The organism is Erythrobacter sp. HA7-11 (genome assembly GCF_055693605.1).
Map to the genome: position 1 here is coordinate 946,278 of NZ_JBVFUF010000002.1, position 19,053 is coordinate 965,330.

At 57.9% G+C, this 19,053-nt stretch carries 15 protein-coding genes and 1 pseudogene; 5 read left to right on the top strand and 11 right to left on the bottom strand.

The genetic code is table 11. From position 1 onward, the window contains the following. Nucleotides 1-143: 143 nt before the first annotated feature. Nucleotides 144-1,391: a BaiN/RdsA family NAD(P)/FAD-dependent oxidoreductase gene (locus tag ACZ1GU_RS04890; RefSeq protein ID WP_472646968.1), complete on the bottom strand. Its 1,248-nt coding sequence runs from the start codon at nucleotides 1,389-1,391 to the stop codon at nucleotides 144-146. Nucleotides 1,392-1,550: 159 nt separating this feature from the next. After that, entirely contained in the window at nucleotides 1,551-2,969 is a 1,419-nt protein-coding gene (locus ACZ1GU_RS04895) for a peroxidase family protein (RefSeq protein ID WP_472646969.1), read from the bottom strand. A 207-nt stretch (nucleotides 2,970-3,176) separates the two neighbouring features. On the opposite strand from ACZ1GU_RS04895, the pseudogene uvrC reads away from it, so the two are divergent. The 4 genes and pseudogenes from uvrC to ACZ1GU_RS04915 all read left to right on the top strand — a co-directional run bounded on the left by uvrC (nucleotide 3,177) and on the right by ACZ1GU_RS04915 (nucleotide 9,469). Continuing rightward, nucleotides 3,177-5,122 (top strand): annotated as a pseudogene (uvrC, locus tag ACZ1GU_RS04900) (excinuclease ABC subunit UvrC). Between the two features lie 119 nt (nucleotides 5,123-5,241). Continuing rightward, complete coding sequence (locus tag ACZ1GU_RS04905) at nucleotides 5,242-6,705, top strand: hypothetical protein (protein WP_472646970.1); 1,464 nt, start codon at nucleotides 5,242-5,244, stop codon at nucleotides 6,703-6,705. Between the two features lie 76 nt (nucleotides 6,706-6,781). Beyond that, complete coding sequence (locus ACZ1GU_RS04910) at nucleotides 6,782-7,567, top strand: EAL domain-containing protein (protein WP_472646971.1); 786 nt, start codon at nucleotides 6,782-6,784, stop codon at nucleotides 7,565-7,567. 297 nt (nucleotides 7,568-7,864) lie between these two features. Continuing rightward, nucleotides 7,865-9,469 (top strand): AbgT family transporter, encoded by a 1,605-nt coding sequence (locus ACZ1GU_RS04915; protein WP_472646972.1) that lies wholly within the window; start codon nucleotides 7,865-7,867, stop codon nucleotides 9,467-9,469. A 72-nt stretch (nucleotides 9,470-9,541) separates the two neighbouring features. Here ACZ1GU_RS04915 and ACZ1GU_RS04920 read toward each other — a convergent pair whose 3' ends face one another. Then, nucleotides 9,542-10,153, bottom strand: a complete 612-nt coding sequence (locus tag ACZ1GU_RS04920) for a superoxide dismutase (protein ID WP_472646973.1) — start codon at nucleotides 10,151-10,153, stop codon at nucleotides 9,542-9,544. Nucleotides 10,154-10,255: 102 nt separating this feature from the next. Continuing rightward, nucleotides 10,256-11,752, bottom strand: a complete 1,497-nt coding sequence (locus ACZ1GU_RS04925) for a carotenoid oxygenase family protein (RefSeq protein ID WP_472646974.1) — start codon at nucleotides 11,750-11,752, stop codon at nucleotides 10,256-10,258. Between the two features lie 148 nt (nucleotides 11,753-11,900). On the opposite strand from ACZ1GU_RS04925, the gene ACZ1GU_RS04930 reads away from it, so the two are divergent. Continuing rightward, nucleotides 11,901-12,713 carry a universal stress protein gene (locus tag ACZ1GU_RS04930; RefSeq protein ID WP_472646975.1) on the top strand — a complete coding sequence of 271 codons (813 nt, stop codon included), beginning with the start codon at nucleotides 11,901-11,903 and terminating at the stop codon, nucleotides 12,711-12,713. Here the strand turns inward: ACZ1GU_RS04930 and ACZ1GU_RS04935 are convergent. The 7 genes from ACZ1GU_RS04935 to ACZ1GU_RS04965 all read right to left on the bottom strand — a co-directional run bounded on the left by ACZ1GU_RS04935 (nucleotide 12,710) and on the right by ACZ1GU_RS04965 (nucleotide 19,000). Further along, nucleotides 12,710-13,627 carry an acyl-CoA thioesterase gene (locus ACZ1GU_RS04935; protein WP_472646976.1) on the bottom strand — a complete coding sequence of 306 codons (918 nt, stop codon included), beginning with the start codon at nucleotides 13,625-13,627 and terminating at the stop codon, nucleotides 12,710-12,712. The two genes, ACZ1GU_RS04930 and ACZ1GU_RS04935, sit on opposite strands and share 4 nt — an antisense overlap. A 43-nt stretch (nucleotides 13,628-13,670) precedes the next feature. Next, entirely contained in the window at nucleotides 13,671-13,853 is a 183-nt protein-coding gene (locus ACZ1GU_RS04940; protein WP_472646977.1) for a hypothetical protein, read from the bottom strand. Beyond that, nucleotides 13,840-14,700, bottom strand: coding sequence for a GNAT family N-acetyltransferase (locus ACZ1GU_RS04945; RefSeq protein WP_472646978.1), 861 nt, complete (start codon nucleotides 14,698-14,700; stop codon nucleotides 13,840-13,842). Before ACZ1GU_RS04945 ends, ACZ1GU_RS04940 begins: the two co-directional genes overlap by 14 nt. After that, nucleotides 14,697-15,605, bottom strand: coding sequence for a cupin-like domain-containing protein (locus ACZ1GU_RS04950; protein WP_472646979.1), 909 nt, complete (start codon nucleotides 15,603-15,605; stop codon nucleotides 14,697-14,699). Before ACZ1GU_RS04950 ends, ACZ1GU_RS04945 begins: the two co-directional genes overlap by 4 nt. Next, nucleotides 15,602-16,768, bottom strand: coding sequence for a GNAT family N-acetyltransferase (locus ACZ1GU_RS04955; protein WP_472646980.1), 1,167 nt, complete (start codon nucleotides 16,766-16,768; stop codon nucleotides 15,602-15,604). The genes ACZ1GU_RS04950 and ACZ1GU_RS04955 overlap by 4 nt, the downstream gene beginning before the upstream one ends. Nucleotides 16,769-16,935: 167 nt before the next feature. Then, complete coding sequence (locus ACZ1GU_RS04960) at nucleotides 16,936-17,223, bottom strand: alpha/beta hydrolase family protein (RefSeq protein ID WP_472646981.1); 288 nt, start codon at nucleotides 17,221-17,223, stop codon at nucleotides 16,936-16,938. Next, nucleotides 17,207-19,000 carry an alpha/beta hydrolase family protein gene (locus ACZ1GU_RS04965; protein WP_472646982.1) on the bottom strand — a complete coding sequence of 598 codons (1,794 nt, stop codon included), beginning with the start codon at nucleotides 18,998-19,000 and terminating at the stop codon, nucleotides 17,207-17,209. The genes ACZ1GU_RS04960 and ACZ1GU_RS04965 overlap by 17 nt, the downstream gene beginning before the upstream one ends. Between the last annotated feature and the right edge of the window lie 53 nt (nucleotides 19,001-19,053).

The following is a 19,053-nucleotide window of genomic DNA, read 5'->3' on the forward strand; positions in this document are numbered from 1 at the left end:
ATTCTCCTGCAAACGCGGACCACATCTGTGCCCGCTTCGGCCCGTCTTCGGGCTCTGCTTGCAGGGCTACAGATATTTCATTTTTTAGACAAGTTGCCGCACACGGCAGCAATTGCCGTTAGGTAAGCCAGATTGTTCGATAATTACGCGTTTGCGCCGATGTTTTCCGCAAGAGCCACGCCGCAAGCAAACCCGCTGGCCCAAGCCCATTGGAAATTATAGCCGCCCAGCCAGCCGGTTACGTCAACCGCTTCGCCGATTGCGTAAAGGCCCGGCACTTTGCCCACTTCCATCGTGCGGCTCGACAATTCGGCGGTGGATATTCCCCCGATTGTGACCTCTGCCTTGGCAAAGCCTTCGGTGCCATTGGGGGAGAAGCGCCAATCGGAAAGCCTGAGCTCGGCGCGTTGAAGCGTCTTGTCGGGATTGTCGCCTAGCCGCCCAGTAATACCCGGATCGCTGCGCATCTGTTCTGCGAGCGCGGCGGCGAGCCGGTTTGGCAGGGTCTCGCCGATCACATCTTCGAGCGTGCGTCGCGGGTTCTGGCGTTTGCATTCAACCAGCCATCCGCTGGGTCGGTCCGAAAAGAAGTCGATGCCCACTGGCTCGCCGTGCTTCCAATAGGACGAGATTTGCAGGATCGCTGGACCGGACAGCCCTTTGTGCGTGAACAACGCGGCCTCCTCGAATTCGACCTTCGACTTTTTTGCGCCCGTGCGCGCGACGACCGGCGCAGAGACCCCCGACAGCTCGCGGAACAGCAATTCCTCGCCGCCCAAAGTCAGCGGCACAAGGGCTGGCCGCGGCTCCACGACTTTCAAGCCGAATTCGCGGGCCAGGTCATAAGCATAGCCGGTCGCGCCCATCTTCGGGATTGACGGCCCGCCGGTGGCGATCACCAGCGCCCTTGCGCGCAAGGTCTGGCCGTTGGCTTTGAGCGCAAAAACATCTTCATCCTTCACCACCGCGCTCACATGCGCTTCGCACAGCACATCCACCTGCCCGCCAAAATTCGCCGCCTTGGCGCACTCATCCAGAAGCATTTGCACGATCTGTTTTGCCGAGCCGTCGCAGAACAGCTGGCCGAGGGTTTTCTCGTGCCATGTGATCCCATGCGCATCCACAAGGTCGATGAAATCTTGCGGAGTGTACCGGCTGAGCGCGGACTTGGCGAAGTGCGGATTGGCCGAGAGGTAGTTGGCCGCAGTCGTATGAATGTTTGTGAAATTGCAGCGGCCACCGCCCGAAATCAGGATCTTCTTGCCCGGCTTCTCCGCTTTTTCGAGCACGGCGACTTTGAGTCCTCGCTTGCCCGCTTCGGCGGCACACATCAGCCCCGCCGCGCCTGCGCCGAGAATTATCGCATCATAAAGATTTGGCTGATCATCCATCGCCGGCGCGATAGTCGCACGCGCGCACAATGCCAATCATTCGTGTCGCCGGGGCGGGAAGTGCTCGCCTCGCAAAAATTGGAAGGGACGGACCTCAACCGCCGGGGGCATTGGCTGAGTTGAAGCACCCGTCCCTTCCGTAGCGACCCTGAGGAGAGTTCAGGGCTGTGCTACAGTCACGAGCTTGCCGAGCGTGTTCCATTCATCGCGCGGAGACCAATTGCGATTGGCCCCGAGATAGGAGTGTGGATCAAGCTCAAGCAGGCCGATCATCGTTTCAGCCACAATGGTTGCGCCAACCGGGCCCAAACCTTCGCCTTCTTTGGTGCTGCCATTGCTTTCCGCGCGGCCAATCACCTCAGCCTCGGCGAGGATATAGAGCCACAAGGGGATGCCTTCATCGCCGAGATCGGCGTTGGTCTTCGCCACCTTCTTCAAGACCTTCTTGATCGTTGCTTCGTCGCATCCGATCGCCTCTGCGATTTTCTCGCCTGCGGGCAACAGGAAGGTGTTGCCGCGCAGAAGGTTGCGCGTCGCCAGCGATGCCTCGCCTTCGGTAACGAAGGGCAGGTCAAGCAGATCGCCCGCCATCTTCGTATCGAGCAATTGTGCGCGTTCAACCTGCCGGTTGAGCGGCGTGTCGAGCAGCTCGTGCCAGTCAACAACGCCCTTCGGATCGGTCAACGCGTCAAAGCCGCGTCCCAAGATCGTGCCGAACAGTTCAAGCCGCGATTTGCCTTTCTGAACCTGGATTTTCATCGGGATCATCGAGTGGCCAAAGCGATAGGCGGCGACCGAGAATTCGATCGGGATGAAAGGCACATGGCTGCAATAAAACTCGCGCCCGCAGCCAAGGATTTTCTCGACCACCGGCTCGCCGCACATCGCGGTGAGGAAGTCGTTCACAACCGCCCATTGGTAATGCCACGTCGTTTGCTGCCGCGAGGCTTCGTAAAGCTCATGCCCTTCGAGGCCATGCTCGTCATAAAGCGTCTGCGCGACGTGGTTGTGAAAGCGGATGATAGCCAGCTGAATTTGGCTAATGATGCGGTTTTCATCATTGCGCGGGTCGCCGATCACCGCCCGGCCATTGGGGCTGCGCAGCAGATCGCTGTCATTGAGCCCCGCTTGGCCCGGATTGTCGGCACCGGTCAGCAGCTTGACGCCGCCAAATGCGCCTCCTTGCTCGTAGAGATAGGGCTGAGCCTCCGGTCCGAGACCATAGATGCAATCGAGGTCGAGTGTCGGCGTGCGCACGTTCGCGATTTCGCCGGGATTGTCGACGACGCTGTCGAACGTTGTCGAGGCATCGAGCGTGATGTCGTGATCGACAAACTGGCCGAAGAAGACCATGCCCACAGGCACGGTGTCCGTGCGGTTATCCTTGGACTTGCCGTCCATCGGCCCGCCCTTTTTCCCGATCGCCTGAATGATGTCGGGGCGCGTGTAATTGGGATTGATGTAATCGAACATCCGCCCGAACCGGTCGTCTCGCTGTTGCTCGCCATAGCTGGCGCGCACGCAGTGAGCCGAAAGACCTTCAAGCGGCTTCATGCCGTGATGTTCTGAACTAGACATTTATTTGCCTCCGTTAGTTAAACTAAGGCAACCCACCTGTTATATTTATCATTCAATACTCTCAAATATTGTTGTTTTTGAATATCGGATGGCGACAAGGCGTGCTGAATCGAAGTTGGACTCAATTTTTACTTGTATGAACACGACATTGGGGGTGATTTTCACTCAGCGCTTTTCTCGGCCAGCCTCAATCCCTAGTTAGTCGCTATGGCGCGCACACCGGCAGGAACTCCCAACGATCCAAGAGGCGCCGACCGCTTTAACGAGGAGCGGGCGGCCTATACGGTTGCGAGCGCGCAGCCCAATCTTGAGGCCGGCGTGACCGCGATCCGCGAAACGGTGAAGACGCTCAAGCCGATACCCGGCGTTTACCGGATGCTCGATACGCGCGGCGACGTGCTCTATGTCGGCAAGGCGCGCAGCCTGAAGGCGCGGGTTGCAAATTACACGCAGATCAACGGCCTGTCCGGGCGGCTCCAGCGGATGGTCAGCCAATGCCGTAGCATGGAGATCATCACCACCAATTCGGAAGCCGAGGCGCTGCTGCTCGAGGCGCAGCTGATCAAGCGCTATCGCCCGCCCTTCAATGTGCTGCTGCGCGATGACAAAAGCTTCCCGTTCATTCTACTGCGCAGCGACCATGCCTTTCCGCGCATTCACAAGCATCGTGGGGCGCGTAAAGCGAAGGGGAATTACTACGGCCCGTTCGCGAGCGCTGGCAGCGTCAATACGACCCTAAACGCGCTGCAAAAGCTGTTTTTGCTGAGGAATTGCACTGACAGCTTCTTCAACAATCGCGACCGGTACCGTGCCTGCTCTATCAGATCAAGCGTTGCTCCGCGCCGTGCGTCGGGCGGATCAGTGAAGCGGACTATGAAGGGCTCGTCGACCAGGCGAAGGACTTCCTCGCGGGTAAATCGGGCAAGGTTCAGGCCGACCTTGAGAAACAGATGGCCAAGGCTGCGGAGGAACTCGATTTCGAGACTGCCGCTATTCTGCGCGACCGGCTGCGCGCGGCGACCTTCATCCAAGGCAGCCAGGCGATAAATGCCAGCGGTGTCGGCGATGCGGACGTATTCGCGCTTGCCAGCAAGGGCGGGCAGGTCGGTATCCAGGCCTTCTTTATTCGCGGCGGGCAAAACTGGGGGCATCGCGCATTTTTCCCGACCCACACCAAGGATGTCGAGGATGCTCAGGTGCTCGCCGATGTCATCCTGCAATTCTACGAGGAAGTGCCGCCGCCCCCGACTGTTCTGGTCGACCGCAAGCTGCCCGAACGCGAGCTGATCGAGGCAGCCTTGAGCGAGCTTGCCGAGAAGAAAGTGCAGTTTTCGGTTCCGCAGCGTGGCGACCGGCGTAAGCTGATGGAGCAGGCGAGCCGCAATGCAGTTGAGGCGCTCGATCGGAGATTGGCCGAAAGCGGCACCAAGGCGAAGGTCAATCGCGAGCTGGCTGAATTCCTCGAACTGGAGGGTCCGCCTCAGCGGATCGAGATCTACGACAACTCGCATATTCAAGGCACGAAGGCGGTCGGCGCGATGGTTGTTGCTGGACCGGAAGGCTTCGAGAAGTCGCAATATCGCAAATTCAATATCAAGTCCGCGCAGACCAATGACGACTTCGCGATGATGCGCGAAGTGATGGAGCGGCGCTTCACCCGAGCGATGAAGGATGATCCTGACCGCGAGCGTGAAGGCGTGTGGCCTGATCTTGTCCTGCTCGATGGCGGCAAGGGGCAAATGTCGAGCGTTCAGGAAGTGCTTGGCGAGCTGGGCATTGATGATGTGCCAGTGATCGCGATTGCCAAAGGACCGCATCATGGGCGCGAGGGTAGGGAGGTGTTCCACTTCCCTGATGGGCGCGAAAAGATGTTGCCAACCAATTCGCCGGTGCTGTTCCATCTGCAAAACCTGCGTGATGAGGTGCACCGTTTTGCCATTGGCGCGCACCGCGCGAAACGCTCCAAGGCGATCACCGCTTCACCCCTGGACGAAATTCCTGGCATCGGTCCTGCAAGAAAGCGCGCGCTGCTGCTGCATTTCGGTACGGCCAGCAAGGTGCGCGCGGCGGCGCTTGAAGACTTGCAACGCGCGCCCGGTGTCAGCGATAAAGTCGCCCAACAAATCTACGATTTTTATCACGCGAGCACGTGAATCACGGCGATAAAGCGCTGCAGAATACGTGGAAGTGCCTGCAATCGCGCTATAATTGCAGTCCCAATATGATGTTAACCAAACTCGGGTAGCACCTACGGGTTACCGAGGAACGTTTTTTGCTGGATTTCGCGCGAAAATTTTCTGCCTCAGGAAGGCTCAAGCACGCGATGATTGCGATCATCGTGGCTGCGATAGCCGCTGCGCTGACGATTTTCCGGCCACTCGACATCGCCGTTTGGTCGATGCAATCGAAGATATTCAGCCAAGAGCCGAGCGGAGAAATCGTCTTCGTAACCGATAAATCTGGCGATCTTGCAAATACGGCAGAGGCTCAAAACGCCTACATCCTCAAAAGCGTTGAGCGTCTTCAAGAAGCCGACGCGAAGTTGATCGTTATCAATACCCCGCTTCGGCGGAGTGGCTCCGACAGTCTGGATGAGGAGCTCCGCAACGCCCTCTGGGGTGCGCGTGACCGCGTGGTTTTGGCACGTCCTGTAAACAATACCTTGTCGACAAACGCTCTTGCTTACGGCCATGCCCCGTATTTCGAAGCCGGAATGCGTGTTGCCAGCAGCAACTATCAGACAGATTTCCTCGGGTTTGTCTGGGGCATCGAGCCGGGTCATCCCGGCATAGATAAGCTGCATCCATCCTTGTGGAATGCTTTGGCGTTCGGGGGAACAGCCACAGAACCACTCGCGGTAAATTATTCGATCACGAATTCCACGATTCCTGAGTTTGACATCACTGAATTCGGTCAGACAAGCTTGTCTGACTCAATCAACCTGCAAAACAAGATCGTCTTTATCGGAAACTTGTCAGATGATGAGGAGATGTTGAAAGCGCCCAATACGGTGGCTGGCCGCATACCCGTCTCGTTGATGCACATCATTGCGGCAGAGACGGCGCTGAATGGGCAAGGGGACTTTGTTACAAACAAAGTCACTCTACTGTGCTTTGGCCTGGCATTGATCTTCTTGATTTTTATATCGGGCTCAGATCGCTCACGCCGCTTTCTATATACAGGTTGGCTTGGTCTTTTCGCGGCAGTATTTGTAATGGCTGCGCTCCTAGGAGTGCGTATCCAGCTGATCGACCCGCTGATGATTGGCGTTGTCTTCGCCGGTATGCGCGGGGCATTCTATTTCCGCCGTCGCCATCTGTTCATCGACCCGCGCAGCAAGCTTCCAAACTTCGTTGCGCTGCGTAGAGACTTGGAAGACAACAAGTCCGATGGCTCCCTCAGCATTGTTGTTGCGAAGGTGGCCCGTCTAGACGCTGTGTTTGTGTCCATCTCGCCAGCTGAACAGCGGCGCTATCTGCGGCAGGTTGCATCTCGACTGACCTTGGGCGACGAAGGTCCGACGATATATTATGATGGCGGCAAGTATTTTGCGTTCGTTCTGCCAAAGGCCGACTATCCAGACTTGCAGAGCCATTTGGAGGGTTTGCGTGCCGTTGCCTCTCAGGCAGTAACAGTATCCAAAAGATCGCTCGATGTTTCGATAACGATCGGAGCCGACGAATCTGCTGTTAACAGCATGTCAAAACGCATCAGTTCCGCGATCGCGTACCGCTGACCAGGCGAGGGAGGCGTATCGCCCGGTTTTTGTCATTTCAGATTTTGAGGCGGACAGCGAAAGCTGGGATTATTCGTTGCAGTCTCGTCTGGAAGACGCGCTTTCGCAAAACCGCATTTCAATTAAGCTTCAGCCACAGGTTGATTTGTCTACCGGGCAGATGTCTGGCGCAGAGGCCTTGGCGCGCTGGGTCGATGAAGAGCGGGGCGAAATCCCACCGTCGCAATTCATTCTGCAGTGTGAGCGCGTCGGGCGGCTTGATGAGCTGACCAAGCGGGTGCTGTACAAGAGCTTCTCCGCCTGCCGGATTTTGCAAGACGCGGGCTTCGACATGCGGATTTCCGTCAACGTCTCGGCGATCCAGTTTGTTGACAGCCGAATTGCTGATCAGATTGAAAAGACTTTGGTCAAAACGGGTGCCGACCCACAGCTTATCACGATCGAAATGACTGAGAGCGCGAGGGTTGAGGACTTTGCCGCCGCGCGCGAGATTATGGAGCGCATCAGTAAGACAGGTATCAAATTCTCGATCGACGATTTCGGCGTTGCCAGTGCGAACTTGGACGCGCTTTACCAGCTTCCATTTCACGAACTGAAGATTGATCGCATGTTCGTGGACCAGATTACTCGCTCTCCTGCGGCGCGGGCGATTGTCGGAAATCTGATCGCGCTGGCGAAAGAGATGCGAATCACCTCGGTTGCTGAGGGAATCGAAACGCGTGAAACGCTCGAAAAATTAACAGAAATGGGCTGCGATATGGCTCAGGGTTATTACCTATCGCGCCCTCAGCCGCTGTCGCAATTGCAAGAAACACTTAAGTTACAGAAGGATAGCGTATCACGCCGAACTGATTACGGTTAATTCTTTACAAATCGCAATGGTAAACCTAATGTTACTGCGTGAGCAATAACAGGAGGCAAACTATGCCAGGTCGTTCTATTTGGGATTGGCTCTTCGGATAAGTTTCTGAGAGCATGATCAAAAGCCCCGCTTAAGCGGGGCTTTTTTATTGCCTGCCGAAATCTCCAGTTCATTTTATTACGGCATCGCCTTTTCTGCCCGCCCAATTCTCGTGGAGGCTCACAAGTTGGTGAAGCAGGTTGTCGTTCATCTCGGTTCGTGTAGCTGAGGCAAGACACAGATTCTGGAGACGACCATATGGCCGACGGCCAGCCAAGTGCCGCATCTTTGCAACCCGAAAAACGCAACGCCTTCACCCGTTTTCTCGACACCGTCGAATGGCTGGGAAACCTGCTTCCACATCCGGTGACTTTATTCGCGCTACTCGCGCTTGGCATCGTTCTGCTTTCAGGCATTCTGGGCGGCCTGGGTGTGGCGGTCGAAGATCCCCGGCCTCTGGGCGCTAAAGGTGTCGCTGAAGACGGCATGATCCGCGCGGTCAGCCTCATGGATGGCGACGGCATCAGGCGTATCTTCACCAATCTGGTCGACAACTTCACCGGTTTTGCACCGCTGGGCGTGGTGCTGGTCGCGATGCTGGGCGTGGGCGTGGCCGAGCATTCAGGCCTGCTGTCCGCAGCCGTCCGCAGCATGGTGCTCGGCGCGCCCAAACACCTTGTCACGGTCGCGATTGTGTTCGCTGGTATTGTGTCCAACACGGCTTCAGAGGTTGGATATGTCGTGCTGATCCCGCTGGCAGGCGCGATCTTCTATGCGCTGGGCAGGCATCCGCTGGCCGGGATGGCGGCGGCGTTTGCCGGGGTGTCTGGCGGCTACAGCGCCAACCTGCTGATCGGAACGATTGATCCCTTGCTTGCTGGCATCACCCAAGAGGCAGCCCGGCTCATCGACCCGGAATACACCGTGGTGGCGACGGCGAATTGGTACTTCATGGTCGCCTCGACCTTCCTCATCACGCTGATCGGTTCGCTGGTGACCATTTACATTGTCGAGCCCAAGCTGGGGAAATACGATCCGTCAGGGGCTGATCCCGACATTCTCGATGCCAAGATGATGGACGAAGTCACGCCGCAAGAGCGCAAAGGCCTGCGCTGGGCGGGACTGGCGTTGCTAGGAGTGCTGGGGCTGATGGCGCTGGTGCTGATCCCGGAATGGGGCGTGCTACGCAATCCGGAAAATGGCGACCGGATCGACAGTCCGTTCTTCGACGGGTTCGTGGTGTGGATCTTCATCTTCTTCGTCGCGCTCGGCTATGCCTATGGCCGCGCGGTGGGCACGATGAAGACCGACCGCGATGTGATTGACGCGATGGCAAAGGCGCTTGCCTCGCTCGGCCTCTACATCGTCCTGGTGTTCTTCGCCGCGCAATTCGTCGCCTTTTTCGGCTGGACCAATTTGGGCGCAATCACAGCGGTGACAGGCGCGAATTTCCTGGTCGAAACTGGAATGACCGGGCCGCTGATCTTTTTCCTGTTCATTCTGCTGTGCGCGATGATCAACCTGTCGCTCGGTTCGGCAAGCGCGCAATGGGCAGTGACCGCCCCGATCTTCGTGCCGATGTTGATGCTGATCGGCTATTCGCCGGAGGCGATCCAAGCCGCTTATCGGATTGGCGACAGCACCACCAATATCATCACCCCGATGATGAGCTATTTCGGACTGATCCTCGCTTGGGCAACGCGCTATGACCGGAACCTGGGCGTCGGCACGCTGATCGCAATGATGCTGCCCTATTCGATGTTCTTCATCTTCTTCTGGTCGATCTTCTTCTATCTGTGGACTTTCATCCTCGGCTTCCCCGTGGGACCCGGTTCACCGACCTACTACACGATGCCAGGTTAACCTTGCACCAAAGCAAAAGGCCCGACCTGCATGAAGCAGACCGGGCCTTTCGTTTGCTTGTGAAGCGGGTGCTTACTTCGGGTAAGTCCAAGCCGATCCGCGCGCGAGGTTCTCGCTGGCGAAGGCGAAGTTCAGCTTGTTGTCGACCACTGCGTCGAGATAGGCTGGGCGCGCATTTTGGTGATCGAGGTAATAGGCGTGTTCCCACACATCGATCGTCAGCAGCGGGTTGAAACCGCTGTCCGCCAGCGTGTCGCCATCGTGGGTTTCTTCGATCGAAAGCTTACCATCCTTTTCCGCCAACCAGACCCAGCCGCTGGCAAAGTGGCCAGCGCCGCGCGACTTCAGCTGCGATTTGAGCTCATCCATCGAACCGAAAGCTTCGTCGATCTTGGCTGCGAGATCTGCCGATGGAGCGGTCTCGCTCTCGGCCATGGAGTGCCAGTAGAATGCGTGGTTCCAGCTTTGCGCAGCGTTGTTGAACAGGCCCTGGTTGCTGCCACGCGCCGCAGCGACGATGTCTTCCATCGCAGCATCGGCGTGATCTGTGCCCTCAATCGCATCGTTCATCTTGGTGATGTAGGCGTTGTGGTGCTTGCCGTGGTGGAACGACAAAGTGTTGGCCGAAATCGCGGGTTCAAGCGCGGTGTCGTCGTAAGGCAGGTCGATAAGTGCATATGCCATGGGAGTTTCCTCTCGATTGGTAGAATTTCGAACTCGCTGAACCAATGCGTGGCCCAGCCATAAGTTTCAATAAATAGACGAGAAAGGCTTTGCGCTGACGTATCAGGCTGCGTCAAGCAGCTTCCGTTTGAATTCTCGATCCGCTTTTAGCTGCGCATGCTCGACCCAAATTGAATGCACGCCGCTGGAAATTTTATGCGGCAGGCGCGCGCGGCAAATCGGGCCTTTTGTGATGTCGCTGGCATCGAGAATGGCGAGCTCAGAAGTGCCATTGTTCTCGTCAATCAGGAAGGTGACCAAGTAACCGTCGGCCTCCGATGTCGCGCCCTTGCGAGGGACCATCGGGCTTTCGCTGGCATAGACGCCCTCGGGCAGCTCAAACACCTGCTCCTCACCCGTCTCGGTGTCGTGGCGGATATAGCCATTGAACAGGAACCAGCCGGGCTTGGTCGTGGTCGACCAGATGTAGCGCGACTTGCGCATCAGGAACTCAGGATTGATCATCCCAAATTCGACGATCCGATCCGACAGACGCTCTTCTGTCGTCTCGCCGGTCTTCAGATTGAATCGCCAGCGATGCAGGCGCGGCAGGAACGAATGCTCGTCGACATAGGCCATCATGTGCCCGTATTTACCCGCTTCCTCGATCGGGTCGGGCATCGGCTTGTCCTGGTAATAGCCTTCGAGCACGACCTCGTCGCCTTCCTCATAGGCGTTGGTCCAATGCAGCACATAGGTGGGCGAGGCTTCGAACCAGCGGATATCTTCCGGTTGGCCATAGCGCGGGATCAGCGCAAAGTGGGTCGGCACGCCTTCGTGAATGCGCGCGGCGTGGATGTTCCGCTCGAGCAATTCTTCGTCCCAGAACAGCGGCATGTCGTTGAGGATCGACCAGTTCTTGGTGACCGCCATATCGTGCGGCAGGCGCGGACCCGGGAGCGGGATCGGCACGTAGTGCACGCGTTTGCCCGAGCGATCGACCACACCGTAATGCATGTAGGGTGCGTGCTTGGAGTAGTTGAAAAACATCAGCTCTCCGGTCTCCTCATCCACTTTGGGATGCGCTGAAACCCCGTCGAGCGGCCCCCAAGAGGCTTTGCCAAGGTTTTCCAGCGTGATCGGATCAAGCTGCCACGCCTCGCCGCATTGGTAGAGTGTCGCGATGGCCGTGCCCGCGTGCACCAGGATATCTGTCGAGGCGGTATCTTTCAGCCCGCCATGCGCGCCAAATCCAGGTCGTTTTGAGGTGCCGTGCGGGTCCATCAACCCACCCCAGAGCGCGCCGCCCGCGATCTGCTCTTCCTCAAAGCAGTCGGTGCGCACGAAACGGTTGCGATAGCTCGCCTTGCCTCCGGAAATGCTGACCTGATGAACCATTGCGTCGCCATCGAAGGGATGATGGCGGCCGAGCGGCTGATGCACCGGATTTTCGGTGTTGCGCAGGTAAATGCCGTCAATATCGGCTGGAATTTCGCCTTCGATCACCTCAAGCTCATCAACATCCACCTCTTCGTGCACCGGCGTCCATGGCCCGGAAAGATAGGGATGGTTGCTCGGCTCGAGCGTCGTTTTTACCGGCTTGTGGCGTGTGATCTGCATGGCAGCGTTCTCCTGAGGTCGAGCATAGACACGCGCAACACTGCCCTCAAGCTGCATCCGGAACTACACGTATCGCGGCGCAGATTGATCTTGATCAATGCTATCATCCACTCAAGGCACAATGAAGATTGACGGAAGGAGACCGAGCATGAAATCGATATTGCTTCATATCAACAATGACGCCGGGATGGAGGCGCGCATGCAAACTGCGCTGGATTTGGCGCGGGCACATGATGCGCATGTGACTTGCCTCCAAGCGGTCAGCTACGAAATCTTTGCGCCGGGCGACTTTTATGGTTCCGCGATGGCAGCGGCGCTTCCCAAAATCCGCGAGGCAGCCGAAGAGCATCGCGCCAAAATCGAAGCTGATCTCGCCAATGAGGACATCTCATGGGAGTGGGTGTTCTTGCATGGAATGGCCGAAACTCGTCTGCTTGAACTCTCGGCGCTGCAAGATTTGATCCTGGTCGGTCCGCACGATGTCGGCGAGATGAAAGGGCCATCGCGGATGATCGGAGAGCTGGTGCTGAAGGCTTCATGCCCTGTGCTCGTCGTACCGGACGACTTGAAGCGGTTCGACGCACAAGCGCCGGTCTTGGTCGCCTGGAATGGCTCGTCGGAGGCGTGCAAGGCGCTGCGCAGCTCTCTACCGATGCTGAAAACAGCGAGCAAAGTGTATCTGGCGAGCGTTGCAGGAGACAAAGACCCGAACCGCTACAATTTCGATCTCGCAGAAGGCGCGCGATATCTCGCCCGCTACGGCGTCGACGTGGAAATGGTCGAAATTCCCAAGGACAAGGCGAAAACTTCCGCCGTCCTCATCTCAGCCGCAAAACAGCGGGAATGCGCGATGATGGTGATGGGGGCGTATGGCCATTCGCGCCTGTCGGAGATGCTGCTGGGCGGAGTGACGCGGCGTGCGATAACCGAGCCTGACCTGCCGATATTCCTGACCCACTAAGCCTTTTTGGTGCGGCGCCGGATCATCCCTTCCTGCGCTACACTGGCCACCAGTTCGCCGGCCTGATTGAAGACGCGCCCGCGGTTGAAGCCGCGCCCGCGGCCTGACCATGGGCTGTCGGTGGCGTAGAGCAGCCATTCGTCTGCCCGCGCTTCGCGGTGGAACCAGATCGTGTGGTCGAGGCTGGCGCCGGTCAGTTCGCCGCGCATCCAGCTTAAGCCATGGGGCAAGGCGGCTGTGCCCAGAAGCGTGAAGTCGCTCGCATAGGTAATAATGGCGCGGTGCAGCGATGGATCATCGGGCAGCGGGGCTGCGGTGCGAAACCAACTGTGCGCGCGCGGCTCTTTCTTATCCGAATTCATCCAATGGAGCCGGTCGATGGTGCGCATTTCAATCGGGCGCGGGCGCAGCATCAATCTGCGCTGGGCCTCACCCAGTTTGTCACCAAGCTTTTCGACAGTCTCGCGGCGGATCTCCATGTCGGTGCGTAGCTCGTCTGGCCCGGTAACATCGGGCATGTCCGCGTCGACATGCTCCAACCCGTCTTCCGGGATCTGGAAGCTGGCGGTGAGATTGAGGATCGGTTTGCTTTCACCTGCATCATTGGTCTGGCTGGCGACGACACGGCGGTTGGAAAAGCTGCGTCCGTCGAAATCGCGCGCGATTGCATAGTCGATCGGTGGACCTTCCTTGCCGCCGCGCAGGAAGTAGGCGTGGAGCGAATGCGCCTGTTTGCCATCGCCCACGGTTGCTTGGGCGGCTTGCAAGGCTTGCGCGAGCACCTGTCCGCCAAAGACACGGCCCATTCCGCCCTTTTGCGGGCTTCCGACAAAGGTGTCGTCCGATGTCCGCTCCACCGTCAGCAGCGTGACGAGGTTCGCGACCAGTTCTTCATTGCTTGGAGTATCGCTCATCGCCATGCGCCATGCGGGCGGGCGCGGATGAGGTCAAGCCGCTCTAGCGTTGCCATACTCGGCGCAAGATCGCGGCCTGCAACCCACCGCGCACAAACAGGATGTCGGAAACGCTGGAGGTCTCCTCTGCGCCCATCTGCCGCTTGTAGCCGCCATCGCCAAGGCCCCAGTCGATGCGAGCGAGGCCGCGCTTGGCTGCGCTGGTGAAATCATCATAGAGCAGCACGCGGTACGGGCGAGAATTTGTGGAATTGCTGGTCGTAATTGTTGGCGATGCAATAGCGCGTGTCGCCGCAATCCAGGCCGAAGGTGAAGGCGGCGGGCGTATCGCCAACACACAGTAGGCTGCCGCGGATCATTGCGGCGATGGCCGGATCGCGGGCGATGTCTTCCCAGAATTGACGCAGGCCCGGGTCATGGAATTTTGTGTCGCCGCCTTGCTCCAATTGCCCGACCCATGAATTGGCTTCGACGGTGGCAATGGCATTGCGGGTGGCGTCGTTCCAATCCTCACCGGTGAAATGCGAAATTGTTACCGGGCCGGTCTTTTCGAGTTGGCGCACGCGCCAGCGATCCTTTTGCTGGCCTTTGCTCGATGGCCATTTGCCCGAGGCGGTGAGCGCGACGAGATCGAGCACGAAAAGCGAGCCAACGGGACGGGATAGCGCGTGCCAGCCAGCCTGCTTCGCGGCGTCAATCAGCTTGATGAGCGATGGATCATCGTCGATCACCGGACCAATGCGCCAGACCGGACCAAGCTGTTTGACGAAAGCCTTGCTGCTCATGGCGCTGGCGAGCGCAGTGACGCTGCAATTCTGGTCGATGGGGGCGCCGCGGAACGGCCAATAGGCGCCTGCGATCTGGTTGACTGTGATGGGGCCGATGGGCTTCGCGCGCAGTGGGAATGCGGCGAGCGCTGCTCCATGCTCATCCTTCGCCAGCAATGTGCGGGCTGCTGGCTCTGTGCCAGCAGAGAACCATTGCGCGCGCAGGAACGCGCGGCGCGGATCATCGGCAATCTGATCAATCGCGACAGGTCGCTCTGCCGTGTCGATGGAGAAGGGCGCGTTCATACGGCGGTGTCTTGGCTTGGCAGACCAGCGCGGTCGAAAAGACGTCGCCAAGCCCGAAAGCCGAGCGCCTTTGCGCGGCTCTGGCCCGGCCAGCGTGGCGGTGCCTTGGGTGTGACGCCGAGATGGCGCAGCAGCACGTTTGCGCAGCGCGCATCGCTCTCATCATAGCTCCAGTTGGAGCGCCAGGTGATAGAAAGCGAGATTGAACTGGCCGGTCCGTTGCGCACAAAATGCGGTGCCATCACGGGCACATAGACTGCCTCGCCCGGGCCGAGTGGAAACTCGCGGCCCTGGCTGGCAAAAGCATCATCCCATTTCAGTTCGCGCGCGCCGCCAGCGTGATAGGCTTCGTGCGCAGCATCGCTGGCAAACCGTGTGTCGCCAGCCGGGAATTGAGTCATCACCTTGCTGCCTTTCACTTGCAGCAGGATGTTGTGCTCCGGGTCGAAGTGATAGGGTGTGACGGCGTCGGGGCTGGAAATGAAGATGAAGGCTTGAGGCGTTAGCATTTCGCCCGTTTTGGCCTCGATCTCGTTTTGCAGTTCGCCCAACAGATCTTGCAGCAGCGTGCGATAGGCGGGCGCTTGCTCTACGTTTTTGAGGACTGCCCAGCTGTTCGTTTCGGCAACCCTGCGGATGGTTTCGCCAATCGAAAGGCCGGTCGCGCCTGGCTTGACATCGACGCCAATCGGCAAATCGCCGCGATTGTATTCGACCGATGCTTCGGGAAGGCTCTCGGCTAATTGCGCCAACGCATGCAGTTCGAGCAGTGGATGTGTGTCGAGCGCATGGCGCAAGGTGTGCGGCGTTTCGGGATAATTCTGGCCAAATGTCGCGCGCGCTTCCGGATCGAAGATCGACACCGCTTTTGCATCAGCACCAAGGTCAGACAGTGGCGCGTTCATTTGGCTTTCCCATTACCCGCGCGCGTTTCGCGGCGCATCAATTGCTTGAACATTGCGCGGCGCAGTTTTCCGCCAATTGCGACGTTGTAGCTATGAAGGGTGCGTTTCTCCCGCCACAAGCGCTCGATCATCGGGTGTCCTTCGGCAGCACAGCTATCGGCCCATTCGATCACCTCGCAATCGAGCAGTTGGAGATTTTCCAGCTGCAGCAAAAGCCCGGGAGAATGCTTCTTGTAGCGCTCGTCAAAGGTGGTTTTGAAACTGAATGCGCCCGGTGGGCAGAGGAAATTCGCCAGCATCGCCACCGCGCGGCCATCGACGCGCAATGCGAGGCGTTCCAGCCGACCGGCGCTGGCTGCGCCGGCAAGCGTTTCCGCAAAGAATGTCTCGGTTTCGGGCGCGCTGGCGAGAGCGGAGCCTTCTGCGCCTTTCCATCCGGCGCGCTCGATCGAGAGGAATTCCTGTGTCCATTCGGCCAGGCCGGTTTCGCCTTCCAAGCGCTCGACCGATAAAACACCCTCGTCGCTCAGACGTTTGTGCTGGCGGCGCAACTCCTTGCGCTTCTTGGCCGACATCGACTTTTCGAGATATTCCTCGGGCGAAACCTCGGCATCGAGCATGGCGCGTTCATCGGTTTTGACGATGGCATGCGCGCGGTCCTGCTCATGCAGAGCTTCGCGCAAGGCTTCGCCCGTCGGACCGCCAGCCGGGATCATCGGAAGGTGGAGCATCAAAGCCGCGCCGGTGCGCGTGTCCAGTGCGGTGAACAAAGTGCGCCAGAAATTGACCTCATGTCCGCTTGCGATCAGAGGCGCGCCGCAAAAGGCATTGTCGTGCAAAGCGGTCCCGAAATGCGGAACCGGATAGCCGTAATAGTGTGCGCTTTTCTCGAGCGGGATCAGTCCGAGCAATTCGCCATTTACGATATAGGCGAACAGCTCTGCGCTCTTCGTGCCGGAAACATTGGCTAGCGAGGCTGATAAGAACCACTCTTCAAAGAATGGATTGGGCTCGGCTGCGCGGTTCGTCAACTCGTCCAACGCAGCAACGAAGGCGGAGCGGTTGATATGGGCCGCAGGGAGCGCATGCATGCCATCGCTCCACCCGTCGAGCGGGGCAGAGGTGCTGCTGTCAGGCATTAATGGCGATGCTGCCATATCCATGCGTTAACCCTGTTTTGGCGCGCAATTCGGCGCGTTCGCGCAGGTTAAAGCAGATTGGCGTTAAGGAATGGTTGTTGTTCGGCGTGCGCGCGCTCCTAATCGCGCCCTGAACGAAAAAGGGCGACTCCGATCAACGAAGCCGCCCCAAGTCTGTTTTTAAGGACCGGTCAATCTAGGTTGATCAGCGGTGGAGGTGTATCGGTGTCCGAAGCGGTGTAGGCCGGGTTATACCGTTCCAGCCATGCGTATGCTTCATTGATCCACTGCATATGAACATCGTCATAGGGCAGGTTATGCGTGCCTTGTTCCTGCACGATGTATTTGAAATCAGTGCCTTCCCGCTTGCCCGACTTCTTCAGGTTTTTGACCAAGGTTTCGGCCTGTTCCATCGGGATACGCGCGTCACGTTTCGCAGTGACGATCAGGATCGGAGACCACTTACCGTCGGTGTTCAAAGCCGGCGAAATACCCTCTGGATCCTCTGATGTTGCCTGAAACCCGCTGTTGAAGCGTACTGAGGTTCTTTGCATCCCACTTATTCATCAGTGGCATATCGTAAACGCCTGCACCCGCAATCGCGCATTTCCAGAGCCCTGGATCGCGCTGAGCGCCGCGGGCAGCGGCATAGCCGCCGTATGACCAGCCCATCACACAGGCGCGCTCAGGATCGATAATTCCTTTCTCACCATAATAGGTCAGAATGTCATTCAGATCGTCTTGCATGCGCTTGCCGTAGCCGCCCGGCTCACGGCCGATTTTGACGAACTCTTTGCCGTATCCACCCGAACCGCGATAGTTTGGCTGGATCACGACATAGCCTTGCTCTGCAAGCGGCTGATTCCAGGGCTCAAGGCGGTTTGTTGCAGACAACACGCCGAACGGACCGCCATGAGGCATTACGACCACCGGCAGGTTTTTCTGTCCCATACGATGACGAGGATACGTCACGATCGCCTGAATCTTGGTCCCGTCGCTTGCAGTGTACCATTCTGCTTTCACTGGATTGAGCGGCGCGTCTTTAAGTGCTGTTCGCTGCCAGTTGAGCAACTGCATAGAGCCGGTGCGCGTATCGAACATGTAGAAGCCTGCAGCGCGGGTTACACCACCACCACTTAGGATGACCTTCGACATGTCAGGGGTGTAGTCAAAGATACGTACTTCGTCTTCGCCGAACACTTCCTCGAGCATCGACTGAATCGTCTTCAAGTCGGGATCGGTATATTCGACCCGCATAGTGCCATCAAATGTGCCGTACCCAAGGATTTTGGACTCGTCGTCATTGAGCACAAGACCCTGCACGTCGAAGCCTTCGGTTTCGAAGACTTTCTCGACCGGACTCATTGTGAGCATGTCGATTTTGTAGACCGCGTTGTATCCTTCATGGTTTGAGGTGGCGTAAGCGTAGTTAGTGCCAGGAATGAACATCGACGGTGTTGGCAACGATTCAGTGAAGGTCGCGTCTGCTTCGTTGTAGACAGTCTTCAGATTCCGTTCGCCCTCAGGCTTGAAAAGCATGCGGAATTTACCGTTGTCACGATCACGGTTGAAACCGGCTCGGACCTCACCCTTGCTGTCGACAGCCCAGCCACGCACGATTGGATTGGTGCGCTGAACCATCTTATACTTGCCAGTGGCAACATCGACTTCGATCACTTCGGGTAGAAATCGGCGTTCAAGCCGTTCTGAGACCGCATCGCGTTGCAGCAGATACTTACCGGTATCATGGTCGATATGCAGAATGTTGCCCGCATCTACCCCCGATTTCTCCCAAGCCTGCTGAACCAACTCACCCGAATTCACGTTGTAAGCCACCAAACGGCGGAAATCAGCGGTGTCACCGCCCAAATCTTCGCGGTTTACCGTGGTGATGACAATGTGTTCATTTCCGATCCAGCGGAAATTGGTCATTGTCCGCTCGCCGCCTTCACGCGCTTCTTCGGCGGCAAGAATGGCTTTCTCTTGCATTGTGTCGAGATTGAGCGTGACAAGCAAAGAGCGACCGCCGCGGCCAGCTTCGTAGGCAAGCCGTTTCCCGTCAGGAGAAATCCTAATGTTGCTCATGTTTGGCGCTTTTACGAATTCCCCCGCAGGAATGCGCTTTTCAGCCGTTTCAGGTACTTGCGGCGCAGCCTCTTGCGCAGCAGCAGGTGCTGCAACCGCGCCCATAGCGAGCACAGACAAGCTCAGCGCCCCCGCGCTTACCCCGCGAAGGATCGATGTCTTCAATTTCATTCTACAGTCCCGTTTCTTCGGATGGCGACCCATCCCATCAAGTGCGACAAAGC